Raw genomic sequence first — 23,530 nt, 5'->3', positions numbered from 1 at the left:
CCGGCGACGGGCCCCATGCGAAGGAGTGCGCCCTAAAGCGACAGCTCCAGGTGCGGACGCCCGTCGGAAGTCCTCTCGCGCGTCCGCCCGGCAGCGTCGACGACGGCGGTAATGCGGCGCCGGAACGAGGAGAAGCTCTCGAAAGCGACGACGTCGACCGGCTGGTCGAACTGGATCGTCGCGCGATACCGCCCGCTCCCCGACAGCGCCTGCAGCGCCACCAGCCTTCCGCTGAAGGTATGGCCGAGATAGCGGCCGGAGACCGCCGAGCCGATGGTCAGCGACGAGACGTCGCGGCCCTGCATCGGCTGCGCGGTCTTCTCGGCGAGCGCATGCGCGGTGTTCCAGTCGCGGAAGCCGTGCTGGCGGGCGACGAGTTCCAGCGCCGCGCCGTGGGTGATGTCGTGCCCGCTCTCGCCGAGGCCGGAGCGCAGGCGCTTCGCCTGGCTCTTCAACGTGGCGATGTCGGGTGTGGTGGGTGTCATGCCGGTCATCTCATTGCCTTTCCGTTCGGGAAACGCGCATGCGGCATCGGTGCGGGGCTCGCGATTGCCGTTCGGCCGCGTGCGATCTTCGGAAGGAAATCGGCTGGCGGAATGACGGAAGGGGAATTCACCATGGCTTGCGCCCGCGAGCGGCAGGGTCCCTCGGCCCGGCTGCTCAGATAGCGACGGGCGATTTTCTTTGCAAGGAGCAGCTTCCCGGCGGTGGCGGAGCCGGGTCCGCACCGCTAAGACCCGCCAGAGGCAAGACGGAAGGCGAGGCTGACCCATGCGCGCGCAACCCACCGCATCGAACTATATCGACGGCGCCTATGTCGAGGACGAGGCCGGCGAGGCCTTCGACAGCCTCTATCCGGCGACGGGCGAGACGATCGCAAGGCTCCGGGCCGCGACGCCGGCGCTGATCGATCGGGCGGTCGCCGCCGCCGAGAGGGGGCAGGCGGCCTGGGCGGCGATGACCGGCGCCGAACGCGGCCGGATCCTCAGGCGCGCCGCCGCTATCATGCGCGACCGCAACCAAGAACTCTCCGAACTCGAGACCCTCGACACCGGCAAGGCGATCGCCGAGACGCTGGTCGCGGACGCTGCCTCCGGTGCCGATTGCCTGGAATATTTCGGCGCGCTCGCCGCGGACCTGAAGGGCGAGTACATCGATCTCGGCGGCTCCTTCGCCTATACGCGCCGCGAGCCGCTCGGCATCTGCGCCGGCATCGGCGCCTGGAACTACCCGATCCAGATCGCCTCCTGGAAGGCGGCGCCGGCGCTTGCCTGCGGCAATGCGATGATCTTCAAGCCGTCCGAGGTGACGCCGCTCTCGGCGCTGAAGCTCGCCGAGATCCTCTCCGAGGCCGGCGTGCCGGACGGCGTCTTCAACGTCGTCCAGGGCTTCGGGGCGGTCGGTGCGGCGCTCGCCTCGCATCCCAAGATCGCCAAGGTCTCGGTCACCGGCTCGGTGCCGACGGGCGCGAAGGTGATGGAGGCGGCGTCGAAGGCCACCAAGCACGTCACGCTCGAACTCGGCGGCAAGTCGCCGATCCTCGTCTTCGCCGACGCCGATCTCGACGCGGCGGTCTCCGGCGCGATCCTCGGCAACTTCTATTCCACCGGCCAGATCTGCTCGAACGGCACCCGCGTCTTCGTCGAGCGCTCGGTGCGCGCGGCCTTCGTCGAGAAGCTCGTCCAGCGCGCGAAGGCGATCAAGCTCGGCGACCCGCTGAAGCCGTCGACCAATCTCGGTCCGCTCGTCTCCAAGGCACAGTACGACAAGGTGCTGGACTACATGCGGATCGGCCGCGAGGAGGGGGCGACGCTCGCCTGCGGCGGCGGGGCTGCCAAGGTCGCCGACTTCGCCGAGGGCTGGTTCGTCGAACCGACGGTCTTCACCGACGTCGCCGACGAGATGCGGATCGCGCGCGAGGAAATCTTCGGCCCGGTCATGTCGGTCTTCGACTTCGACGGCGAGGAAGAGGCGATCGCCCGCGCCAACGCCACCGAATTCGGCCTCGCCGCGGGCGTCTATACCCGCGACATCCAGCGCGGCCACCGGGTCGTGGCGAAGCTGCAGGCCGGCACCTGCTGGATCAACGCCTATAACCTCACGCCGATCGAGATGCCCTTCGGCGGCTTCAAGCGTTCCGGCATCGGCCGCGAGAACGGCCGCGCGGCGATCGAGCACTACAGCCAGCTGAAGTCGGTCTATGTCGAGATGGGCGTCAGCGAGGCGCCGTATTGAGGCCGCGGAAGGCCTGCCCGTCTGGCTCGCCTGCGGCGTGACACCGGCCGACCGTCTTGCCCTGCCGGGGCGGCCGCCAGCGGTTTCGCATGCCTTTGTCCGTCATCCCGGACGGGATCCGGGATGACGCGCCTCGACAGGCCGACGGTTGCCGCCTGGCGATCGCCGCCCAATCGAACGTCGGCGGGGCAGGGAAAAGCGCCGCGACGGCGTGGCTTCGATCAGCTCTTGAACTTGGAGTTCGTCTTGTCGAGCCCCTTGCGCACGATCCGGGCGAGCTTCTCCGGATCGCCGATCGCCAGCTGGTGCGAGAAGAACAGCTGCGGACTTTCGCCGGTCTCCTGGTTGTAGAGGCAGTGAACCTCGAAGCCGTTGTTGCGCATGACGGTCATCAGCGGGCCGATCTCGTCCGTCGTCATCGCGAAGTCGGGCGCGACGGCGGTGCGGATGAAGGAGCCGGAGGAGGGCTTGTCCTCCAGCGGCTGGAAGTCGACATGGGTTTCGACGTTCAGGAGCGGGATGATGTTCCGGCCGCCGAGCGTCATCTGCTCCTTGCGCGGGATCTTCACCGTCACGACGCCGTCTTCCTTCACCTCGGCGTCGCCGCCGAGGATTTCGCCCAGCTTCTTGGCATCGAGCGGCGTCTTCGGGTTCTTTTCCGACTTCTGCGGCAGTGGTACGCCGGTCGCCTTCATCGCGGCGGCGACACCCTCCGCTAGGTTGATCGGATCACCCTGGCCGCGCAGGTGGATGTGCCAGATCTGCGGGGACAGGCCGTAGAAATGCTGGTGCTCGGCCTCAAAGACGAGGCCATGAGACAGGATCTCGTCGATGACCGGGTTCAACTCCCCGGCCACCATGGCCATGTCGCCGTTGAAGATGGCTTTCCCGCCGCCGATCGACTGGAAGTAGAACTCGTGCAGGACCTGCCAGGACGGCTTGAACGGGATGCCGTGCCCCTTCACGTCGAGATCCTTGCGGCCGACCTCGAATCCGAGGATTCCGTTCTTCATCTTGCCGTCGGCCTGGAGGATGTCCTCCATCCGCTTCTGCGGCAGGTCGCCGCCGCCCTTTGCGCCGGATTGGCCCGCCTCTCCGGATTTGCTGGACTGGGCGAGAACGGCGGGCGCGGCCGAAGCCGAGAGGATGAGTCCGCCGCCGACCGCCAGGGCATGGCGACGGGTCATGGAGATGGTGGGAGCTTTCGATGTCATGGGACTGCCTGAACGGGTTGGGGTTGCGACAGGAAGTCGCGCGTTGCAGTGGCAGTTCCCGTTGAGGTCGCGGCTGTGGAATGCCTCGCCCAAGGCGTGACAGGAGATCGACAGACTCCAGGGGGGAGGGGCGGCGGAGGAGCGGGGACGGCCGGTGCGGAGAAGCATCTGACCCGGCCGGCGCCGTGCGGCAGCGACGGCTCACGGCGCCCCGAGATTCCTCGAAGGATGCAGCCGGTCGCGCAGCGCCCGTTCGGTTCTGTCAGCGAAGGGGGGGGAGTGACGAGTGCCGCGGGGTGTGCATGCCCCGCGGAGCACCATCCCCGGATTAGGCCGGATGCCGAATGCTTGGCAGGGCTCTAGCCGGCCTCGGCGTGTCGACATCGCGCGCGAAGCCTCTCGGCCGGCGCTTGAGCGTCCGCAGTGGCGCGGCGCCGCGGGAGGGACCGCGCCGCCGCTCGGCCCGTCACTCCGCGGCGACGCGCTCGTGCCAGGCTTCGCTTTCCATCAGCGCGGCCTGGTCGCGCTCGCGCAGCTTGGCCTCCGCCTCGAACATGTAGTCGCGCGTCATCGGCAGCGTCTCGACATTCTTCGTCAGCTGCACCTGGAAGACGACGAGATCCTGCCAGCGGAAGGCGGTCTCCGACGCTGCCAGATAGAACTCCCACATCCGGCAGAAGCGCTCGTCGTAGAGCGCCTTCGCCTCTTCGCGGCGGGCTTCGAATCGGTGCCGCCAGTGCTTCAGCGTGTCCGCATAGTGAAGCCGCAGGACCTCGACGTCCGACACGATCAGGCCGCTCGGCTCGATCCGCTGCATCATCTCCGACAGGGTCGGCAGATATCCGCCCGGGAAGATGTACTTGGCGATCCAGGGATTGGTGTTCGCGGGGACGTCCCAGCGCCCGATCGTGTGCAGCAGCATCACGCCCTCGTCGGCGAGGAGCTTGCTGCACTGGTCGAAGAACTGCTGGTAGAAGTCGATGCCGACATGCTCGAACATGCCGACCGACACGATGCGGTCGAACGGGCCTTGCGTGTTGCGGTAATCCTCGATCCGGAACCGCGCGCGGTCGCCGAGGCCGGCTTCCTTGGCCCGCAGGTTGGCGATCTTCAGCTGCTCGTCGGAGAGCGTGATGCCGGTGACGTCGGCGCCGAGCTGGCGGGCGAGGTAGAGCCCCAAACCGCCCCAGCCGCAGCCGATGTCGAGCGTCGTCAGGTCCGGCCGATTCATGTACATCTTGGCGGCGATATGCCGCTTCTTGGCGAGCTGCGCCTCGTCGAGCGTCGCATCCGGCGATTCGAAATAGGCGCAGGAATACTGCCGGTCGACGTCGAGGAAGAGGTCGTACAGCTCGGCCGACAGATCGTAGTGGTGCTGGACGTTGGAGCGCGCGCGCTTCGGCGTGTTGTTCTGGATCCAGCGGCGGTAGACGAGGCGCATCCGGCCGATCGCCCGCATCCAGGCCTCGTCGGTCGCATGGTTGCCGGCGTTCTGGAAGATCAGCGCCAGGGCCTCCCAGATCGTCCCTTCGACGATGTCGAAGCCGCCGTTCATGTATTCTTCGCCGAACTTCAGGCCCGGATTGAGCGCGATCGCCCGCTCCGCTGCCCTGGAGTTCATCCGCAGGACGACAGGATCACCGGTGCCGTCGCCCCAGCGATGCTTGGTGCCGTCTGCGTCGATGATCGAGAAATCGCCAAACTTGATCAGTTTGTTGAGATAGAATTTCAAAATGCCGTTCATGGGCGACGATCTCCTGGCCGGAAGGCCCAAAGAGACCGCGGCGGCCAGTTTTGGCCCGCCGGGTACTCGTTAATACGTTGCACTGCGAGACTAGTTTTAATGGTGACGCCGAACATGAAAAGGGCCCCGCCATGGCGGGGCCCACTTTTTTTGTAAGTTGCACCTACAAACGGTGCGTTACCGATCGGGCACCGGTCAGGCGGTCGGAGCGGCCTCGTCCTCTTCCCCGGCCTCGGCGGTCTCCTCGACCGCAGCGTCCTCGGCCGTCTCTTCTTCGGCGTACTCGTCCTCGTCCGGACCGTACAGCGCCTCGAGCGAGGTCAGGTCCTCGCCGCGCGCCTGGCGCTCGGCCTCGTCCGGCGAGCGGGCGACGTTCAGCCGGATTGCGACCTCGACTTCCGGATGCAGGCGGATCTCCACCGTGTGCAGGCCGATCGCCTTGATCGGCTGGTTCAGCTCGACCTCGTTGCGGCCGATCTTGTAGCCCTCGCCGGCGAGGATCTCGGCGATGTCGCGCGTGGAAACCGAGCCGTAGAGCTGGCCGGTCTCGCCGGCCGAGCGCACCACGACGAAGGTCTTGCCCTCGAGCGTCTGCGCCACGCTCTGCGCGTCGGCCTTGCGCTCCTCGTTGCGCTGGATCAGCTGCGCCTTCTGCGCCTCGAAGCGGGCGCGGTTGGCGTCGTTGGCGCGCAGGGCGCGGCCGGTCGGCAGGAGGTAGTTGCGGGCATAGCCGTCGCGCACTTTGACGGTCTGGCCCATCTGGCCGAGCTTGGCGATGCGTTCGAGAAGGATGACGTCCATGGTTTTCAGGTCCTTTGGTCGAGTTTCATGAAGGTTGCGAGGATCAGGCCGGCGGTGGTGAGGCCGGCGATGAAGGCGGTGGCGCGGACGCCGGAGGCGAGGGCGGGGCCGGCGTGCGGCCTCTCCAGGTCTCGTAGATCCCGACGAGGAGGAAGACGAAGGCCGGGAACGACAAGAGCAGGATTGCCGCATAGCTGACGACGAGGACGATGGCCCGCCCCGGGCGGCCGCGCGTGCGCTTGTGGAGAGCGGCGAGGCCGACCAGCATGAAGGCCGCCCCGAAGGCGCCGACGAAGACGTCGGCGATCAGCCCGAACGTGCCGCCGAAGAAGGAGCCGGCAAGGGCGAGGGCGAAGACCGCCAGCGAGACCGCGGGCAGCCGGCCCATCGTCGGCAGGTCGTCCTTCGGCCGCGGCAGCCGGCCGGAGATCCTGACGATCACCGCGCCGAGGTAAAGCCCGATGACGAGCGTGATCGTCAGCACCGCCGGCTGGACGAAGGGCACGAGCCCGACGACGAGCCGGGCGATCTCCTCGATCTGGGCCCGGCTGGCCGTTTCGGCCCCGGACCCGCCTTGGCTCAGCGCGTCCGCGATCATCGGCCGAAGCGTGTCGGGGTCGTAGCCGAGCAGCCAGCCGAGGAACAGGCAGGCGGCGACGACCAGGAGCACCAGGATCAGGAAGATCCGCTCCAGCGGATACCAGTCGAGAACCGGGCCGCTGTGGACCGGCTGGCGCGCCGGCCAGGGCGACGGCGCGGCCGGCGGCTGCGGGGCGGCCGAGGGACGGGCGAGGCCGGCGAGATAGCCGGCGGCCGCCGTCGGACCGGTCATCGCGGCAAACAGCAGGAGGGCGCTCGAAGCCGAGCCGGTCAGAAGATAGATGAAGAGGCCGGAGACCAGCGCGGAGATCAGGCCGGAGAGGGACCCCCAGCCGAGGCTGGCGATGGCGATCGGGATCGGCGCGGCGAGAGCCAGGCTGAAGGCGGTGCCGGACTGCATGACGAGGCCGGCGAACAGCAGCGCGCTGGCGACGCCGGAGACGGCGGCAATGAGGAGGGCCGGCAGGGTCATTCTCGGTTCGCTGTCCTGCTCGTTGGCAGTGAGAGGCGGTTTGCCTCAACTCGGCTGAAGATGCGCCCGATCGCTGCCTCGGCGAAGGGGCCGGCGTCGCCTTGCGGCACCGCCTCTGGTCGACGAGGCGGCACCCGGTGGCGCCGCCTCGTGAAGGATCTCATCTCGGATCGCAGGCGGCATCGCGCCGCCGGTCCCCACTACTTGATGACGTAGGGCAGCAGGCCGAGGAAGCGGGCGCGCTTGATCGCGCGAGCCAGCGCGCGCTGGTTCTTCTGCGACACCGCGGTGATGCGCGACGGGACGATCTTGCCGCGCTCGGAGATGTAGCGCTGCAGCAGGCGGATGTCCTTGTAGTCGATCTTCGGCGAATCGCCGCCGGAGAACGGGTCGGACTTGCGGCGGCGGTGGAACGGCCGGCGGGTGGGAAGCTGGGCGATATCGACCATGGCGGCTTACTCCGAATCACTGTCGCGCGAGCGGCGGGGACGATCGTCGTCGCGATCGCGGCGCGGTCCGCGGTCACCACGATCGCCGCGGTCCGAACGCTCGCCACGGTCGCGATCGCCGCGGCGCGGACGGTCGTCGCGCTTCTGCATCATCGCCGACTGACCTTCCTCGTGCTCCTCGACGCGGACGGTCATGTAGCGCAGGATGTCTTCGTTGAACCGCATCTGCCGCTCCATCTCCTCGACGGCCGCCGACGGCGCGTCGATGTTCATGAGCGTGTAATAGGCCTTGCGGTTCTTCTTGATGCGGTAGGTCAGGGTCTTCAGACCCCAGTTCTCGACCTTGCCGACCTTGCCGCCGTTCTGCTCGAGCACGCCGCGATACGTTTCCACCAGCTGGTCAACCTGCTGGTTCGAAATGTCCTGGCGCGCGAGGAATACGTGCTCGTAAAGAGCCATACTGATCGCCTTTCCGTTTCAATCACGTCCTGCCCGATCCAGCGGCTAAGCCTCTGCGACTTCCCCGGAAGGCTCCGCGATGCGGAGCCGATTGGAAAGGCGCTCTGAGAGATCGGTCGAGAGCGGAGACACGGGAAGCTGATGCGCTTGCGGCACCGAGATACCGGCGAACCGGCAGCCTTCCGTACAGCCCCCAGCTGGAAACCGGGCAATGACGAGGCGGGACATACCCGTTCCGCCGCCGCATTTCAAGAGTCTCGCTGCCACGGGGTTCAGGGGCGACCGCCCGTGACGGCGGGAGCCTGCAAACCTGGCGTCCCGCCCCGGAATCAGCCGGCAGCGGTCGTGCGGGAGAGGAGCGGCGTTCCGCCGCGCGCTTCGGTCAACCGTGCCAACAGTGTCTCGCCGGGTTCGGGAGGACCGAGGTAGAAGCCCTGGCCGTCGACGGCGCCGAGACGGCACAATTCGCGCCACTGGTCTTCGGTTTCGATTCCCTCGGCCGTCATCTTCAGCCCCAGGCGCATGCACAGATGGTGGATCGAGCCGACGATCGCCCGCGTCGTGTGGTCGTTCCCGACCCCTTCGATGATCGAGCGGTCGATCTTCACCCGGTTGACCGGCAGCGAGCGGATGTACGTCAGGCTCGTCTGGCCCGCGCCGAAGTCGTCGATGGCGATCTTGATGCCCGCCTGCTGGATGGCGTGCAGCGTCTCGACCACCGGATCGCCCGGCTTGATCGTGATGCCTTCGGTGATCTCGATCTCCAGGAGTTCCGGCGGCACCCGGTAGGCTTCCAGTGTCTCCGTCAGCCGGGCGACGATCTCGCGCCGCTCGAGCGAGATCGGCGAAAGGTTGATCGACAGCCCCGGACAGTCGGGCGCCGCGGCGCGGAATTTCGCCAGATGCGCTATCGCGGTGCGGATCACCCAGTTGTCGATCAGCGTAATCAGTCCGATCCGCTCGGCGATCGGGATGAAGTCCGACGGCGCCACCATGCGGCCGAGCCGGCGGTTGTACCACCGAATCAGGGCCTCGATGCCGCTGATCCGGCCGGTGCCGAGATCGAACTGCGGCTGATAGACCAGGGTGAAGGCCTCGCGGGACAGGGCGAGCGTCAGGTCGGCCTCGAGCCGGCGACGCTCGTTCGCCTGTTCCTCCTGTTCCGCATCGTAGCAGGCGACGGCGTTCCGGCCGTTCCGCTTGACCTGGTAGAGGGCGACGTCGGCGGCCCGCTGCAGCTGTTCCGGCGTCGCGCCGTCCTTCGGCAGAGAGGCGACGCCCGCCGAACAGCCGACCACCAGCGTCCGGTCGTCGATCCGATAGGGCTTCGACAGGCTGTAGACGAGCGCCTCGGCCAGCCGAATGCCTTCGGCACGACTCCGTCCGGCCAGGATGACGGCGAACTCGTCCCCGCCCAGGCGGAAGGCACTCCCCTTTTTGCCGAGCGTCTCGCGCATGCGCTCCGCCACCATGCACAGAAGCCGGTCGCCGGTCTCGTGGCCGTAGTCGTCGTTGATCAGCTTGAAGTGGTCGAGATCGAGGGCGATGAAGACGCCCTGGCGCACCGGCCGCCCCGGCGCCGGCTCGAGTTCCGCCCAGCTCTCCTTGAGGAGCGTGCGGTTGCCGAGGCCGGTCAGCGGGTCGTGCCGGGCCATTTTTTCCACCTGCAGCCGCGCTGTCTTCAGGAGCGTGATGTCGGTGAAGGCGATGATGCGATCGGCGTCCACGCACGCGTCGTCGCGCGAGACCGCCACCATCAGATGGCGGTGGCCGCCCGGCACGTGCAGTTCCGCCTCGAATCGATCCGACTGTTCGAGCTCGATCCGCAGCGGCCTGCCGGTTGCGGGATGCAGCACGGCTTCCAGATCGACATCACGCTCGAGATCACCGAACATCCGGGCGGCGGCCGGGTTGACGAAGAGGATGCGTCCTGCCGGATCGAGCTGGACGAAACCGAGCGGAGCGGTCTCGGCGATCGCGCGATACTGCGTCTGGCTTCGGCGCAGGCGCTGTGCGCTGACGATATGCTCGGTCACGTTGATGTAGAGTGTGAGCGAACCCGGGACGGATCGGCGCGGAATGGAGCGGGCGAGGACCCACTGTCCGGAGGGGCGGCGGGAGAGGATCTCCGCCTGCTCGCCCCGCAGGATCCGGTTGAGGTGGTCCTCGATCGGGATCTCGTTCCGGTGATCGCCCCGGCGCTCGCAGTAGTCCACGATCTCCCGGCGCATCAGGCCGCGACGCAGCATCCCCGGCGGCAGCTCCAGCTGGCTCTCCGCCCGGGCGTTGAAGAACGCCACCGTCTCCTCGCCGCCGGCGTCCCGCTCGTAGAGGATGACGCCCTGATCCATGAAGTCGAGCATCTCGCGCATCATCGCGCGCTCGTCGTCCGGCGGGTATCCGTCCGGAGCGATCTCGGCGGAAGCCGTCGCGGCGACCGGCATCCGCATCACCATCGGCTTGTCCATGTCAATTCCGCCCGCCCCCTCGCTCGACTCAGAGTGCTGTTCTGGGGTTGAAATCGAGTTAAAGGTTCGCCTTCAGATTTGTCTCAAATGCCGATAGTCAGCAGCCGCGACCATGGTCGGGCGCTTGACAGCCGACCGCGACCGACCCATGCGGACGCAAACCCGGACAGAGACAAAGAGGAGACGGCCCGGATGAGCATCGCGCTGGTCTTTCCCGGACAAGGCAGTCAGTCGGTCGGCATGGGGCGTTCGCTTCATGAGGCCTATCCCGAAAGCCGTGCGGTCTTCGACGAGGTCGACGAGGCGCTGGGCGAGAAGCTGTCGACGCTGATCTTCGAGGGGCCGGAGGATCGTCTGACGCTGACGGAGAACGCCCAGCCGGCGCTGATGGCGGTGTCGCTCGCCGCGATGCGGGCGCTGGAGAGCGAAGGCTTCGCGATCGACAAGGCGGCCTATGTCGCCGGCCACTCGCTCGGCGAGTATTCGGCCCTGGCGGCAGTCGGCGCCTTTTCGGTCGCCGATGCCGCAAAGCTCCTGCGGCTGCGCGGACGCGCCATGCAGGCCGCGGTGCCGGCCGGCGAAGGGGCGATGGCGGCGATCCTCGGTCTCGATGCCGAAGCCGTCGCCGCTCTCTGCGAAAGAGCCGCGGAAGGCGACGTCTGCGAACCGGCCAACGACAATGGCGGCGGCCAGATCGTCGTCTCGGGCTCTGCGGCTGCCGTCGCCCGCGCCGTTGCGCTGGCGCCGTCCGCCGGTGCCAAGCGGGCGATTCCCTTGCCGGTCTCCGCGCCGTTCCACTGCAGCCTGATGCAGCCCGCCGCCGAACGGATGGCGGAGGCGCTTGCCGCCGCCACGATTGCGGCGCCGCGCGTTCCGGTCGTCTCCAACGTTGCGGCCGCGCCGACGCGCGACCCAAACGAGATCCGCGAGCGTCTGGTGCGGCAGGTGACCGGCCAGGTGCGCTGGCGCGAATGCGTCGAGTGGCTGGCGAATGCCGGCGTCGAGCGGCTGGTCGAAGTCGGCAGCGGCAAGGTCCTGAGCGGGCTCGCCCGCCGGATCGACAAGCGCCTCGACGCCGTGGCGATCGGAACCGCGGACGCCGTTCGCGAATTCGCCAAAGGCTGACATGAGATGCCGCCCGGCTGCGAGGCAGGAGCGGCCGCCGAGACAAGATCCAAGGGAAGGAACGCGCAATGTTCGACCTCACCGGGCGCAAGGCGCTCGTCACCGGCGCCAGCGGCGGGATTGGCGAAGCCATCGCACGGGCGCTGCACGAGCGGGGGGCGAGCGTCGGCCTGCACGGAACGCGCCGTGAGCGGCTCGACGAACTCGCCGCCTCGCTTGGCGAGCGCGCCGTCGTGCTGCCGGCCGATCTGTCCGACCGGAGCGGTCAGGCGGCGCTCGCGGAACAGGCCGATTCCGAGCTCGGCGGCGTCGACATCCTAGTGAACAATGCCGGCGTCACCAAGGACGGCCTGTTCGTGCGCATGTCCGATGCCGACTGGGACACCGTTCTGGAGATCGATCTCACCGCCGCCTTCCGGCTGACCCGTGGCCTCACCCATTCGATGATGCGCCGGCGCTACGGGCGAATCATCAACATCACCTCGATCGTGGGCGTCACCGGCAATCCCGGCCAGGCGAACTATTGCGCCGCCAAGGCCGGCATGATCGGCTTCTCGAAGTCGCTCGCGCAGGAAATCGCCTCGCGCGGCGTCACCGTGAACTGCATCGCGCCGGGCTTCATTTCCAGCGCCATGACGGATAAGCTGAACGACAAGCAGAAGGACGCGATCATGGGAGCGATTCCCATGAAGCGCATGGGGAAGGCGGCCGAGATTGCCGCTGCGGCGGTATTCCTGGCCTCTCAGGAGGCAGCCTATGTCACCGGCCAGACCATTCACGTCAATGGCGGCATGGCGATGATCTGACGCCGGACCGCGCGCGCTTTCGCTTGGCCCAGGCGGGAGAGCATGATAAGCGCGCCGTCGAACTGATTAACCAAGGTCAATGCGGGTGTCTCCAGAGGATCGGGACCGCTCCGCTTGATAAACCGCCGCCCCACGTCTAACGAAGCGGCGAGAGCCATCTCAGTAGAGGACTTACAATGAGCGATACCGCCGAGCGCGTGAAGAAGATCGTCGTCGAGCATCTGGGCGTCGAGCAGGAAAAGGTCACCGAGAACGCCAGCTTCATCGACGATCTTGGTGCGGACAGCCTCGATACGGTCGAACTCGTCATGGCGTTCGAGGAAGAGTTTGGCGTCGAGATCCCGGACGATGCGGCCGAGACCATCCTCACGGTCGGCGACGCCGTGAAGTTCATCGAGAAGAACCAGGCCTGATGCGTCGGGGTGGCCATGGCCACCCGGCGATAGAGTGACTGATGAGACGAGTAGTCATCACCGGCGTCGGAATGGTCACGCCGCTCGGCGCAGGCGCCGGCGTGACTTGGAAGCGCCTCCTGAACGGCGAGAGCGGAGCGGGGCGGGTCGAGACCTTCGAGGTCTCCGACCTCGCCTGCCAGATCGCCTGCCAGATCCCGCGGGGCGACGGCCAGGACGGGACGTTCAATCCCGACCAGTGGATGGAGCCCAAGGAGCAGCGCAAGGTCGACGATTTCATCGTCTACGCCGTGGCCGCTGCCTCCGAGGCGCTCGACGACGCGGACTGGCATCCCGAGACCTATGAAGACCAGATCACCACCGGCGTCCTGATCGGCTCCGGCATCGGCGGTCTGCAGGGGATCGAGAAGACCTCGCTGATCCTGGCGGAGAAGGGCCCGCGGCGCGTCAGCCCGTTCTTCATCCCGGGCAGCCTGATCAATCTCGCCTCGGGCCACGTGTCGATCCGCAACGGGCTGAAGGGGCCGAACCACTCGGTCGTGACGGCCTGTTCGACCGGTGCCCACGCGATCGGCGACGCGTCGCGCCTCATCGCCCTCGGCGATGCCGACGTGATGGTGGCGGGCGGGGCGGAATCGCCGGTCTGCCGGCTGTCGCTGGCCGGCTTTGCCGCCTGCAAGGCCCTGTCGACCCATTTCAACAACGACCCGCAGCGCGGCTCGCGTCCGTATGACCGCGACCGCGACGGCTTCGTGATGGGCGAGGGCGCCGGCATCGTCGTGCTCGAGGAATATGAGCACGCCAAGGCTCGCGGCGCCCGCATCTACGCCGAGGTGATCGGCTACGGGCTCTCCGGCGACGCCTATCACATCACGGCACCCGCCGAGGACGGCGACGGCGCCTACCGCTGCATGACGGCGGCGATGAAGCGGGCCGGGATCAAGGCCTCCGACATCGACTACGTCAACGCGCACGGTACGTCGACGCCGCTCGGCGACGAGATCGAGCTGCGGGCGATCGAGCGGCTGGTGGGCGATGCGGCCGAGGGCATCACCATGTCGTCGACCAAGTCGGCCACGGGCCATCTGCTCGGCGCGGCCGGTTCGGTCGAGGCGATCTTCTCGGCGCTGGCGATCCGCGACAATGTCGCGCCGCCGACGCTCAACCTCGACAATCCGTCGGTGGAGACCAGGATCGACCTGGTGCCGCATACGAAACGCGAGAAGCGGATCAATGTCGCGCTGTCGAACTCCTTCGGCTTCGGCGGGACGAACGCCTCGCTGGTGCTGCGCCGCGTCACCGACTGATCGCTATTATCGAAGACGGGCCAGTGGCGCCGCCGACACGCTTTGCGGCGGCGCCCTGTCCCCTTCTGCCGAGGTGAGGGACGAGCCATGGCTAGGCTGAAACTGTTCTATGCACCGGGCGCCTGTTCGCTCGCCTCCCATCTGGCGCTGGAGGAGGCGGGGGCGGACTTCGAGCCGGTCCTCGTCAACATGGCCAAGGCCGAGCAGCGCAGCGAATCCTATCTGAGGATCAATCCCAAGGGCCGGGTCCCCGCGCTCGCCGACGGCGACACAGTGATCACCGAGAATCCGGCGATCCTGCGCTACGTGACGCGGCTGCATCCGGAGGCGGGACTGTGGCCGGACGATCCGCTGGCCGATGCGCGCTGCGCCGAATGGCTGGCCTTCCTGTCCTCGGGACTGCATCCGTCCTATGCGCATATCCGGCGCGCCGAGCGCTATGCGACCGATCCCGACGCGCAGATCGACGTGACCGAGACCGGCCGTCGGGCGACCCGCGTCTACTGGCAGATGGCGGAGGAGAAGCTCGCCGGGTCGGGCGACGCCTTTGCGGCGGGTGACACGCTGTCGGTCGCGGACTTCTATCTCATGGTCTTCTGGACCTGGGGCCGCGGCCCGGTTCTCGGCTACGACATGGCCAAGGACTTTCCCGCCTGGACCGCACTCGTGCGGCGGCTGGCCGAGCGGCCCGCTGTGCGCGCGGTCTTCGCCCGCGAGAGCATCGCGCTGCCCGCATCGTCCTGAACGGAGCGGACGGGATCGATCGCGGGTCGCGTCGCGGACGCCGGTCGCACCGGCCGGAGCAGGCCGCCGGGCTTGCGGAGCACAACATCAAGCCTTTCGCCGAAGGGGACAGGGCGGGCTTCCGCCCGTTCGGGCTTTCGCCACATTGGCGTGATGCTTCAGGCGGCGAGAGGCGGTTCGAGGGGATGATCGGTGAGCGACCAATTCGGGGGTGACGGCGGGCAGACGGGCCGTGAGCGGAACCGGCGCGGCCGCGACTTCAAACCGGTGCCGGCGCCGAAGCCGCCGCGCCGTTCGCGCTACGCCAAGAGCCAGGTCGTCATCTTCCTGAATTTCTGCCTGTCGGCGGCGCTGTTCGTGCTGCTGGTGGCGGGCGCGATCTTCTACTGGGGATCGACCGAGTTCAACGCGCCGGGCCCGCTGCAGAAGCAGGCGACCTACGTCGTCCCGCGCAATACCGGCGTCCAGGCCATCGCCGACGGCCTCGAGCGCGACGGCATCATCTCCAGCGCCACCGTCTTCGAGTATGGCGTGCGGCTGGAGAAGGCGGCCGGCGACCTGAAGGCCGGCGAATATGCCTTCGCGCCCGGCGTCTCGATGCGCGGCGTGATGGAGAAGCTGAAGAGCGGCGAATCCATCATGCACTCGATCACCATTCCCGAGGGCTGGACCGTCCAGAAGGCTTATGACCGGATCGCCGCCGACGACACGCTGACCGGCCCGATGCCGGACCCCGTGCCGGAGGGCTCGCTGCGGCCGGACACCTACCTCTTCCAGCGCGGCACCACCCGCAAGGAGATGGTCAAGCGGATGCGCGCGGCGCAGGAGAAGCTCGTTGCGGAGATCTGGCAGGGCCGCGATCCCGACCTGCCGCTGAAGGACGTCGGCCAGTTCATCACCCTCGCCTCCATCGTCGAGCGCGAGACCGGCGTCCCCGAGGAGCGCCCTCATGTCGCCTCCGTCTTCATCAACCGGCTGAAGAAGGGCATGCGGCTGCAGTCGGACCCGACCTTCCTCTATGGTGTCTACGGCGGAGCCGGAAAGCCGAGCGACCAGCCGGTGACGCAGAGCGACATCGACAGCGACACACCCTACAACACCTACAAGATCAAGGGCCTGCCGCCCGGCCCGATCGCCAATCCCGGCAGGGCGGCGCTGCAGGCCGTGGCCCATCCCGACAAGACGGACGATCTCTATTTCGTCGCCGACGGCACGGGCGGTCACGTCTTCTCGTCGAGCCTCTCCGAGCACAACAACAATGTCCGCAAGTACCGGGACTTGCAGAAGCAGCAGCGGGCGGACGCCGCCGCCACCGCGAACTGACCGGCTGGAGCCGCGCTTCGGAGAGGCCGGCGCCGGGGCCGTCACTCCCCGCGGCTCCTAAGATCTGACCCCGCCCGGCGAAGCGACGGGCCACCTCCGGCCCGAACTGTGCTATCGCCAAGGCCTGATCATCGTCTGGCCCGATTCCGGTCGACGGTCTGTGCCGGGCATGCCGGGGCAGGTGCCGGAATCCATCGGACCAGCAGAGCGCGAGGAATGCCGATGGCCGTTCAGAGCATGACCGGCTTTGCCCGCCAGGAAGGCCGTGCCGAGGGCGCCGACTTCGTCTGGGAACTGCGGTCGGTCAACGGCAAAGGGCTGGACCTCCGTCTGCGTCTGCCGCAGGGCCTTGAGGGGATCGAGGCGGAACTCAGGCGTTCGGCCTCCGCGCGCCTCAGCCGCGGCAACATCCAGGCGAGCCTGCAGTTCCGGCGCGAGGACCGGCCGCCGGAACTGGTCGTCAACGAGGACATGCTCCGCCAGGTGCTGGCGCTCTCCTCGCGGCTCGTCGCCGACGGGCATGCCGGACCGCCGGCGGCCGACGGCATCCTCGCGGTCAAGGGAATCATCGACGTCGCCGAGGAAGCGGCTGATCCGGCCACGCTCGACGCGCGCAATGCCGCGGTGGTCGCCGGCTTCGGCGAGGCGCTGGAAAGGCTCGTTCACGCTCGGCTGTCGGAGGGGCGCGCTTTGGTCGAGGCCCTCATGGCGCGGCTCGCGGAGATCGCCGAGCTGACGGATCGCGCCGATTCGGACCCGGCGCGCTCGATGGAGGCGATCCGCTCGCGCTTGCGCGAGCAGGTGGCCGAACTTCTCGGCGCCGGCGACCGGCTGGACGAGGCGCGCCTGCACCAGGAGGCGGCCCTCATCGCGGCACGTGCCGACATCCGCGAGGAGATCGACCGGCTGCGCGCCCATGTCGAGGCGGCGCATGCGCTGCTGCGGCAGGGCGGTCCCGTCGGGCGGCGGCTCGACTTCCTGTCACAGGAATTCAACCGCGAATCAAATACAATCTGCTCGAAGTCGAATGCCGCGTCGCTGACCGCGATCGGGGTCGAGCTGAAGGTCGTGGTCGACCAATTCCGTGAACAGGTGCAGAATCTAGAATGACGTCGTCGAACGGATCGGGCCTCCCGATCGAAATCGCCCGCCGCGGCATCATGCTCGTCCTCTCCTCGCCGTCCGGTGCGGGCAAGTCGACGATCGCGCGCAATCTCCTGGAAGCCGATCAGCGCTTCTCCCTGTCGGTGAGCGTGACGACGCGCAAGCGCCGTACCAGCGAGATCGACGGGGTGCACTACCGCTTCATCGACAGGGACACCTTCGAGCACATGCGGGCCGACGGCGCGCTGCTCGAATGGGCGGAGGTGCACGGCAATTTCTACGGCACGCCGCGCGCCGCAGCCGAGAAGGCGATGCGCGAGGGGCGCGACATGCTCTTCGACATCGACTACCAGGGCGCCCTGCAGCTGCAGAAGCAGGCGAAGTCCGACATCGTCTCAATCTTCATCTTGCCGCCGTCGATGGCCGAGCTGAAGACAAGGCTGCTGCGCCGCGCCGAGGATTCCGGCGAGACGATCGCGGTGCGGCTGAAGAACGCGAAGGTCGAGATCGAGCGCTGGCGCGACTACGACTACGTCGTCGTCAACGACGACCTCAACAACGCCTTCACGGCCGTGCAGGCGATCATCACCGCCGAGCGGCTGCGCCGCGACCGCAGGCCGGGCCTGTTCGACTTCACCGAGAAGCTTCTGTCCGAAGAGGTCGGCTGACACCGGCCGATCGCGATCGGAGGATCGGCGCCGTCAAAGCGCGTTGGCGAGCCGCACGAACTCCTCGATGGTGAGCGTCTCGGCGCGGCGCGTCGGCTCGATGCCGCAGCCGTCAAGGAGCGCTTCGCCGCCGAGCGGCTTCAGGCTCTGACGCAGCATCTTGCGGCGCTGGCCGAACGCGGCGGCGGTGACGCGCTCGAGCGCGGACAGCGCGACCGGCAGGGGCTCGGCGCGCGGCGTCAGCTGGACGATCGACGACGTCACCTTGGGCGGCGGCGTGAAGGCTTCGCGCGAGACGTCGAACAGGATGCGCGCCCGCGTCCGCCAGCCCGCAAGGACGCCCAGCCGGCCGTAATGCGACGTGCCGGGCGCTGCGACGATGCGTTCGGCGACCTCGCGCTGGAACATCAGCGTCAGGCTTTCCCAGGCCGGCGGCCAGGTCGGCGTGGCGATCCAGTCGAGAAGCAGCTGCGTGCCGACATTGTAGGGAAGGTTGGCGACGACCTTCAGCGGCCGCTCGTCCGTCAGTGCCGCAAGGTCGACGCTCAGCGCGTCGGCCGGAACGATCGTCAGCCGGCCGGGATGGTGCGCCGCCACTGCCTCGAGCGCAGCGACGCAGCGCGGATCCTTCTCGATCGCGATGACATGCTTCGCGCCTTCCGCCAGCAGCGCGCGCGTCAGCCCGCCGGGGCCCGGCCCGACTTCGACCACGCAGGCGTCGTCGAGCGGCATTGCCTGCCGGGCGATGCGACCGGTCAGGTTGAGATCGAGCAGGAAGTTCTGGCCGAGGCTCTTCTTCGGCGCGAGATCGTAGGCCGCGATCACCTCGCGCAGCGGCGGCAGACCGTCGATCGCGCTCACGCGGTGGCAGCCTCGCGCGAGGCGGTCCCGCGGGAAAGCGCCGCCATCTTCGCGGCAAGCCGGATGGCCGCGAGGAAGCTGTCGGGCCGCGCCTTGCCGGTGCCGGCGATGTCGGCAGCCGTGCCGTGGTCGGGAGAGGTCCGGATGATCGGCAGGCCGAGCGTGGCGTTCACGGTCGCGTCGAAGGCGAGGGTCTTCGCCGGGATCAGGGCCTGGTCGTGATACATGCAGATCGCAACGTCGTAGCGGGCGCGCGCTTCCGGATGAAACATCGTGTCGGCCGGCATCGGACCCACCGCATCGATGCCGTCCGCCCGGAGCGCCTCGACCGCGGGACGGATCACGGCCTCGTCCTCGCCGCCGATCGCCCCCTTTTCGCCGGCATGCGGGTTGAGCCCGGAGACGGCGAGGCGCGGGCGGGGAATGCCGAGGCGGTCGCGATAGTCGGCCGCGACGATGCGACAGGTCGCTTCGATCACTTCGCGCGTCAGCTGCCGCGGGACCTCGGCGAGCGGGATGTGGATCGTCACCGGGACGCAGGAGAGATCCGGGCCGGTGAGCAGCATCACCGGCATCGTCGCACGGCCGGTGCGGCTCGCACAGAGGTCGGCGAGATATTCGGTGTGGCCCGGATGCTTGAATCCGATGTCGTAGAGCGCCTTCTTGTCGATCGGCCCGGTGACGACCGCCGAAGCCTCGCCCGCAAGGACGAGCGCCGTGGCGCGATCGATCGCCTCGACCGTCCCGGCGCCATTGGCGGGATCGATCTCGCGCGGCGCCTCGGCGTGGCGGTTGACGAGCGGCAGCACGGGCAGGGCGCTCGGCCCGACGCCGGCAGCGTCCGCGGGACTGGCGATCGGTGCCAGCTCGACCGCGAGCCCCAATCGCTTCGCGCGGGCGGCGAGCATCGACGGGTCGGCGATCACGAACAGCGGCGGTAGCGTCCCGCCCTTTTGGGTCGTCAGCGCCAGCACGATGTCGGGGCCGACGCCCGACGGCTCGCCCACCGTGACGGCGAGCGGACGGATGTCGTCGAGGCTTCGGTTGTCCGGCATCGTCCCGCTCACTTGCGAACGATGGTGGCCTTGTCGCGGAGTTCCTTCAGCCAGGCCGCGTCCGGTCCGTCGCCCTTTTGGGCCTTCTCGCCGAGCTTCTTCAGGTCACGCGATTCGAACACCATCGCGGCCACCGTGTCGTCCGAGATGGTCTTGCTGTCGCAGACCGCGATGAATTCGATGCCGCGATCGGTCGTCTGCGGGGGCGTCGTCTGGCCGGCGGAGAGCTGGCTGACCGAGTCCTTCCACAGCGGCGGCAACTCCGGCTGCGCGACGCGGCCGAGGTCGCGAACGGTGACGTCCGTCAGCCCCTTGGCGATGTCGTAGGACTGGCTGCAGGATCGAAAGCGCGTTCGCATGGCGTTGGCCTCGCGCTTGCGGCGGTCGAGCGTGGCAGCGCTGCGGTCCTTCGGGGGCACGACGAAGATCACCTGCTGCAACGTGTACTGCGTCGTGGACGGCTTCTTGCCGCCCTGCGCCAGCATGCGCTGGACGACATCCTGATCGCTCAGCTTGTCCTTGCTTCGCACATGCGACTGGACCGCCTGCCCCCAGCCCATCTGCACCTTGATGTAGTCCTTGAAGGCCTCGCTCGAGAAGCCGGCACGCGCCAGAACCTGGCCGAGCTGCGCCTCGGTCAGGTGGTTCTGCTTGGCGAAGTTGGCGTAGGCCTGATCGATGGCCGACTGCGGAATGTCGATGCCGCGCCGGCGGATTTCCTGCTTCTTCAGGGCCTCGTCGATCAACTCGTCCGTCGCCTTCTGGGTCAGGTTGCCGCCCTCGTGTCGAAGACGCAGGAACGCCGTTCGCAACCGGATCTCGTAGGACGTGATGGGCTGCTTGTTGACGACGATGCTGATCGAGGAGGCGGCGACAGCCGGCACGGCGGTGATGGCGGATCCGACCGCGAACGAGCCCGCCATGAGGGCCAAGAAAGCCACGCGCGTAAACTGGCTGCGAACGTTCATTCTGCGATCAACTCCGATCCGGTCAACGACGGTATGAGATGCGGCTAGCATGTAGCTTTGGCGAAACCGTGATGATTTTCCCCAAAGCCCATGATCCCACCCCTTCCGCTTCCTCCGGGACATTTGGGCGACAACCTCCCCATGCGTCAACTCTAGCCCGTATCCACGCGCAGGCCTCAGCTCCTGAAGTCAACCTTCTGACTAAAGCTCGAGATCGTTCGGAGACCCAGCTTGAACATCAACGTCCTGGAATCCGGCGTCAGGGAATATCGGTCGCTCTGATCCGTGTAGGAGATGATGAGGCTGACACAGTCGTTGTCGTATCCGAAGCCGATTTGCTTGCTGACGAAGGTGTCGTTCTGGATGTCGTAGCCGACCGAGCCGAACGCGGTCCAGTCCGGCGCAAATTTCACCCTCGCTGCCGCGCTGACCTGGTTGCGATCCTTGTTCGAGCCATAGATCGGCTGCGCCGCGATGAAGGTATAGCCGAGCGTGGCGCTGCCGACATCGTCCGAATAAGTGCCGTAAAAATCGGAACGGCGAAGGGCAAAGCTCGACTGGTCGAACCGCTCCTGCGTGCCGACCGTCAGGCCGATCGGCGTGCCGAGAGCGATCGATCCGACATAGTCCGACCGGTTGGTTTCGAGGCCGGAGTCGTAGCCGACGAGCGCCAGGTCCCGCTGAGCGTAGGAGTTGATGCCTGCCAGCTGGTAGGACTGCCCGACCACCGCGTCGATCGTATAGCCGCCTTCGAACATGCCGGAATAGCGCAGCCCGACATTGGCCCGCGTCCCGCCTTCGATGCGGTCGTAGCCGGAGAACTTGTCGATCTGGAAGAGATTGCCGGTGTTGAACACCAGCGTCTGGGCGTCCTCGTTCGGCAGCACGCCGATGTCGGTCTCGTTGGGGCGGACGATGATCTGGCCGATCGGCTCGATGACATGGGTGCCGTACGCCGTCTCGATCATGTAGGGATAGCGCGCCATCAACGCCGCTGTCGCCATGCCGCGGCCGCCCGATCCATCGACCTGGATGGCGCCGAACGTATCCTGCCCCACCTGCGTCCCGTTGACGAAATAGGGGTTCGTCAACCCGTTGCTCGACATGTCCGCCGTGTAGAGGTCTCCGCGCAGAGAAGCGGAGGGCTGCAGCACGAGACCGGAAGACAGCGTATAGCTCTTGCGCCATTCCGCCTCGGTCGTTGCCCGTGTGTAGCTGCCGTCGAGCCCGTTGTAGCGCAGGATGCCGGGCTCGTAGCGGTAGCCGTTCGCCGGCTTGGCGCAGACCTTTTCGTTATAGGTGTCGCTGTGATTGTCGGTGTCGAGGATCAGCGATGCCGTGCAAACGCCGCTGACATCTTCATGGTTACGGTAGATCGAGGCCAGGTTCGCGTTAAATTCGACCTCGCCGCCCAGAACCGGCTCTTGTTCGATGCGCTGATAGTCGAAGGAGGGCAGCACGTAGGGCTGCTTCTCCTGATCGTGCGGATTCGTGGTCTGGTAGTCGAACTTCTGGGCGCTGAGGTTGAAGAAGCTCTGGTCGCCGAGGCCGGTCAGATAGACTTCCGACTTATGCAGCGGATTGGCGAAGTTCGGGATGCCGTAGCGTGCGGAGAAGTTGTCGTCGCTCTGCAAGAGGACGTCCCAGCCGAAGGTCCACCGGTCCGACAGGGCGAAGCGCCCGGTGGTCCCGATCATGCCACGGTCGGTGTTGAAGTCGGGAGACTTCCGGATGAGGTCGCCGCCGGTGCTGTAGATGTTGTCGCCAGAGAACGCGCCCGGATCGTTCTGGTGAATACCTGCGGCCTGCAGAGTGAAAATGCCGTTCTCGAAAGCTTGCCGGTACTCGGCTTCGCCGAGGAAGCCTTGCTTGGAGTAGTACGAGCCGGCGACCGTCAAGTCCTTGTCGTCCGACAGCGCCAGGAAGTACGGGATGCGCACGCCGTAGCCGAGATTATTCGAGGCGCGGAATGACGGCGCGAGGAAGCCCGACTTCCGCTTCACCGTCGGATCGGGCGACTGGAAGTAGGGCAGGTAGGCGATCGGCGCGCCGTAGATCTCGAACCGGGCGCCGTAATAGCGGACTTCCTTCTTCTGCTGGTCCCAGACGATCTTGCGCGCCTTGACCTGCCAGAGTGGCGCCCGGTCGGGATGTTCCCGGCAGGGCTCGCAGGCGGTGTAGACGCCCTGTTCGAATGTCGTGGTCGTGCCGTTCTCGCGGACGGCGCCGGCGGCTGCGAAGCGCGTGTTGTCGGGCGTCTCGATCCGCAGCGCCTTCACGAAGCCGTCACGGAAGTCGTCCGTGATGTCCATCGTGTCCGCGTAAATGACATTCCCGTCCGGCTGTTGCAGTTGGACGTCGCCTGCCGCGACCAGACGGCGGGTCTTCTGGTTGTAGACCACGCGGCGCGCCACGAGCTTGTAGGAGCCGTAGTCGATCTTCACGCCGCCCGACGCCGTCACGACCGCAGAATCGCGATCGTAGGTGACAGTGTCGGATTCCAGGAACATCTGCGCGTTGCGCGGAGGCGCAACGACGCTGGCCGCGGAAGGCAGGCCGGACTGCGTGCCGCCGGCGGCGGGCGACAGTGTCGATTGCGCTCCTGCCGGGCCGAGGGCGACCAGCAGCCAACCCGCAATCCCGGCCAGGAGAACAGCGCGCGACCGCTTGCGGATCGCGCCGTTCCCCGCGCCTTCGATCCCCCTCTCGATCAT

At 67.4% G+C, this 23,530-nt stretch carries 21 protein-coding genes; 9 read left to right on the top strand and 12 right to left on the bottom strand.

Annotated features, from left to right (window positions below; genetic code table 11):
* Nucleotides 1-32: 32 nt before the first annotated feature.
* Complete coding sequence (locus tag AB5S17_RS04260) at nt 33-485, bottom strand: glyoxalase superfamily protein (RefSeq protein WP_369236507.1); 453 nt, start codon at nt 483-485, stop codon at nt 33-35.
* 286 nt (nt 486-771) lie between these two features.
* Between AB5S17_RS04260 and betB the strand changes: the two genes are divergently transcribed.
* Entirely contained in the window at nt 772-2,235 is a 1,464-nt protein-coding gene (gene betB, locus AB5S17_RS04255; protein WP_369236505.1) for a betaine-aldehyde dehydrogenase, read from the top strand.
* A 221-nt stretch (nt 2,236-2,456) separates the two neighbouring features.
* On the opposite strand, the gene AB5S17_RS04250 is transcribed toward betB, so the two are convergent.
* The 7 genes from AB5S17_RS04250 to AB5S17_RS04220 form a co-directional block, all read right to left on the bottom strand.
* On the bottom strand, nt 2,457-3,449 hold the full coding sequence (locus AB5S17_RS04250) for a DUF1259 domain-containing protein (protein ID WP_369236503.1): 993 nt from the start codon (nt 3,447-3,449) through the stop codon (nt 2,457-2,459).
* A 466-nt stretch (nt 3,450-3,915) separates the two neighbouring features.
* Nucleotides 3,916-5,193, bottom strand: coding sequence for a class I SAM-dependent methyltransferase (locus AB5S17_RS04245; RefSeq protein ID WP_369236501.1), 1,278 nt, complete (start codon nt 5,191-5,193; stop codon nt 3,916-3,918).
* A gap of 195 nt (nt 5,194-5,388) precedes the next feature.
* The gene (rplI, locus tag AB5S17_RS04240; protein ID WP_369236499.1) at nt 5,389-5,994 is read right to left on the bottom strand and encodes a 50S ribosomal protein L9; all 606 of its coding nucleotides are present in this window, start codon (nt 5,992-5,994) and stop codon (nt 5,389-5,391) included.
* A 43-nt stretch (nt 5,995-6,037) separates the two neighbouring features.
* On the bottom strand, nt 6,038-7,066 hold the full coding sequence (locus tag AB5S17_RS04235) for a hypothetical protein (RefSeq protein ID WP_369236497.1): 1,029 nt from the start codon (nt 7,064-7,066) through the stop codon (nt 6,038-6,040).
* A 200-nt stretch (nt 7,067-7,266) separates the two neighbouring features.
* Entirely contained in the window at nt 7,267-7,515 is a 249-nt protein-coding gene (gene rpsR / locus AB5S17_RS04230) for a 30S ribosomal protein S18 (RefSeq protein ID WP_369236495.1), read from the bottom strand.
* A gap of 6 nt (nt 7,516-7,521) precedes the next feature.
* Nucleotides 7,522-7,974: a 30S ribosomal protein S6 gene (rpsF, locus tag AB5S17_RS04225; RefSeq protein ID WP_369236493.1), complete on the bottom strand. Its 453-nt coding sequence runs from the start codon at nt 7,972-7,974 to the stop codon at nt 7,522-7,524.
* 329 nt (nt 7,975-8,303) lie between these two features.
* Entirely contained in the window at nt 8,304-10,442 is a 2,139-nt protein-coding gene (locus AB5S17_RS04220) for a putative bifunctional diguanylate cyclase/phosphodiesterase (RefSeq protein ID WP_369236491.1), read from the bottom strand.
* 192 nt (nt 10,443-10,634) lie between these two features.
* On the opposite strand from AB5S17_RS04220, the gene fabD reads away from it, so the two are divergent.
* The 8 genes from fabD to gmk all read left to right on the top strand — a co-directional run bounded on the left by fabD (nt 10,635) and on the right by gmk (nt 17,932).
* Complete coding sequence (fabD, locus tag AB5S17_RS04215) at nt 10,635-11,567, top strand: ACP S-malonyltransferase (protein WP_369236489.1); 933 nt, start codon at nt 10,635-10,637, stop codon at nt 11,565-11,567.
* Between the two features lie 68 nt (nt 11,568-11,635).
* On the top strand, nt 11,636-12,373 hold the full coding sequence (fabG, locus tag AB5S17_RS04210; RefSeq protein ID WP_369236487.1) for a 3-oxoacyl-[acyl-carrier-protein] reductase: 738 nt from the start codon (nt 11,636-11,638) through the stop codon (nt 12,371-12,373).
* A 176-nt stretch (nt 12,374-12,549) separates the two neighbouring features.
* Nucleotides 12,550-12,786 (top strand): acyl carrier protein, encoded by a 237-nt coding sequence (locus tag AB5S17_RS04205; RefSeq protein WP_026358398.1) that lies wholly within the window; start codon nt 12,550-12,552, stop codon nt 12,784-12,786.
* A 41-nt stretch (nt 12,787-12,827) separates the two neighbouring features.
* Complete coding sequence (gene fabF, locus AB5S17_RS04200) at nt 12,828-14,093, top strand: beta-ketoacyl-ACP synthase II (protein WP_369236484.1); 1,266 nt, start codon at nt 12,828-12,830, stop codon at nt 14,091-14,093.
* Nucleotides 14,094-14,180: 87 nt separating this feature from the next.
* On the top strand, nt 14,181-14,837 hold the full coding sequence (locus tag AB5S17_RS04195) for a glutathione S-transferase family protein (protein ID WP_369236482.1): 657 nt from the start codon (nt 14,181-14,183) through the stop codon (nt 14,835-14,837).
* A 267-nt stretch (nt 14,838-15,104) separates the two neighbouring features.
* Nucleotides 15,105-16,160, top strand: a complete 1,056-nt coding sequence (mltG, locus tag AB5S17_RS04190; RefSeq protein WP_369237377.1) for an endolytic transglycosylase MltG — start codon at nt 15,105-15,107, stop codon at nt 16,158-16,160.
* 222 nt (nt 16,161-16,382) lie between these two features.
* Nucleotides 16,383-17,270 (top strand): YicC/YloC family endoribonuclease, encoded by an 888-nt coding sequence (locus AB5S17_RS04185; RefSeq protein ID WP_369236480.1) that lies wholly within the window; start codon nt 16,383-16,385, stop codon nt 17,268-17,270.
* Nucleotides 17,267-17,932, top strand: a complete 666-nt coding sequence (gene gmk / locus AB5S17_RS04180; RefSeq protein WP_369236478.1) for a guanylate kinase — start codon at nt 17,267-17,269, stop codon at nt 17,930-17,932. Before AB5S17_RS04185 ends, gmk begins: the two co-directional genes overlap by 4 nt.
* A 33-nt stretch (nt 17,933-17,965) precedes the next feature.
* On the opposite strand, the gene rsmA is transcribed toward gmk, so the two are convergent.
* The 4 genes from rsmA to AB5S17_RS04160 form a co-directional block, all read right to left on the bottom strand.
* Entirely contained in the window at nt 17,966-18,793 is an 828-nt protein-coding gene (rsmA, locus tag AB5S17_RS04175) for a 16S rRNA (adenine(1518)-N(6)/adenine(1519)-N(6))-dimethyltransferase RsmA (protein ID WP_369236476.1), read from the bottom strand.
* On the bottom strand, nt 18,790-19,848 hold the full coding sequence (gene pdxA, locus AB5S17_RS04170; RefSeq protein ID WP_369236474.1) for a 4-hydroxythreonine-4-phosphate dehydrogenase PdxA: 1,059 nt from the start codon (nt 19,846-19,848) through the stop codon (nt 18,790-18,792). Before pdxA ends, rsmA begins: the two co-directional genes overlap by 4 nt.
* 8 nt (nt 19,849-19,856) lie before the next feature.
* Nucleotides 19,857-20,816, bottom strand: a complete 960-nt coding sequence (locus AB5S17_RS04165) for a SurA N-terminal domain-containing protein (protein WP_369236472.1) — start codon at nt 20,814-20,816, stop codon at nt 19,857-19,859.
* Nucleotides 20,817-20,992: 176 nt separating this feature from the next.
* Nucleotides 20,993-23,530, bottom strand: a complete 2,538-nt coding sequence (locus AB5S17_RS04160; RefSeq protein ID WP_369236470.1) for an LPS-assembly protein LptD — start codon at nt 23,528-23,530, stop codon at nt 20,993-20,995.

The organism is Jiella sp. M17.18 (genome assembly GCF_041027365.1).
Classification (GTDB): Bacteria; Pseudomonadota; Alphaproteobacteria; order Rhizobiales; family Rhizobiaceae; genus VKMB-3413.
The sequence above is the reverse complement of the archived record's forward strand: the minus strand, read 5'-3'. Positions and strand labels throughout refer to the sequence as shown.

Excerpts from the sequence above, each read along its gene's own strand:
- AB5S17_RS04165 (WP_369236472.1), bottom strand. The coding sequence starts at position 20,816 with ATGAACGTTCGCAGCCAGTTTACGCGCGTGGCTTTCTTGGCCCTCATG.
- rpsR (WP_369236495.1), bottom strand. The coding sequence starts at position 7,515 with ATGGTCGATATCGCCCAGCTTCCCACCCGCCGGCCGTTCCACCGCCGC.
- rplI (WP_369236499.1), bottom strand. The coding sequence starts at position 5,994 with ATGGACGTCATCCTTCTCGAACGCATCGCCAAGCTCGGCCAGATGGGC.
- AB5S17_RS04235 (WP_369236497.1), bottom strand. The coding sequence starts at position 7,066 with ATGACCCTGCCGGCCCTCCTCATTGCCGCCGTCTCCGGCGTCGCCAGC.
- AB5S17_RS04160 (WP_369236470.1), bottom strand. The coding sequence starts at position 23,530 with ATGATCGAGAGGGGGATCGAAGGCGCGGGGAACGGCGCGATCCGCAAG.
- rpsF (WP_369236493.1), bottom strand. The coding sequence starts at position 7,974 with ATGGCTCTTTACGAGCACGTATTCCTCGCGCGCCAGGACATTTCGAAC.
- AB5S17_RS04185 (WP_369236480.1), top strand. The coding sequence starts at position 16,383 with ATGGCCGTTCAGAGCATGACCGGCTTTGCCCGCCAGGAAGGCCGTGCC.
- gmk (WP_369236478.1), top strand. The coding sequence starts at position 17,267 with ATGACGTCGTCGAACGGATCGGGCCTCCCGATCGAAATCGCCCGCCGC.
- AB5S17_RS04220 (WP_369236491.1), bottom strand. The coding sequence starts at position 10,442 with ATGGACAAGCCGATGGTGATGCGGATGCCGGTCGCCGCGACGGCTTCC.
- AB5S17_RS04195 (WP_369236482.1), top strand. The coding sequence starts at position 14,181 with ATGGCTAGGCTGAAACTGTTCTATGCACCGGGCGCCTGTTCGCTCGCC.
- pdxA (WP_369236474.1), bottom strand. The coding sequence starts at position 19,848 with ATGCCGGACAACCGAAGCCTCGACGACATCCGTCCGCTCGCCGTCACG.
- AB5S17_RS04205 (WP_026358398.1), top strand. The coding sequence starts at position 12,550 with ATGAGCGATACCGCCGAGCGCGTGAAGAAGATCGTCGTCGAGCATCTG.
- fabF (WP_369236484.1), top strand. The coding sequence starts at position 12,828 with ATGAGACGAGTAGTCATCACCGGCGTCGGAATGGTCACGCCGCTCGGC.
- AB5S17_RS04245 (WP_369236501.1), bottom strand. The coding sequence starts at position 5,193 with ATGAACGGCATTTTGAAATTCTATCTCAACAAACTGATCAAGTTTGGC.
- AB5S17_RS04260 (WP_369236507.1), bottom strand. The coding sequence starts at position 485 with ATGACACCCACCACACCCGACATCGCCACGTTGAAGAGCCAGGCGAAG.
- betB (WP_369236505.1), top strand. The coding sequence starts at position 772 with ATGCGCGCGCAACCCACCGCATCGAACTATATCGACGGCGCCTATGTC.
- fabD (WP_369236489.1), top strand. The coding sequence starts at position 10,635 with ATGAGCATCGCGCTGGTCTTTCCCGGACAAGGCAGTCAGTCGGTCGGC.
- fabG (WP_369236487.1), top strand. The coding sequence starts at position 11,636 with ATGTTCGACCTCACCGGGCGCAAGGCGCTCGTCACCGGCGCCAGCGGC.
- AB5S17_RS04250 (WP_369236503.1), bottom strand. The coding sequence starts at position 3,449 with ATGACATCGAAAGCTCCCACCATCTCCATGACCCGTCGCCATGCCCTG.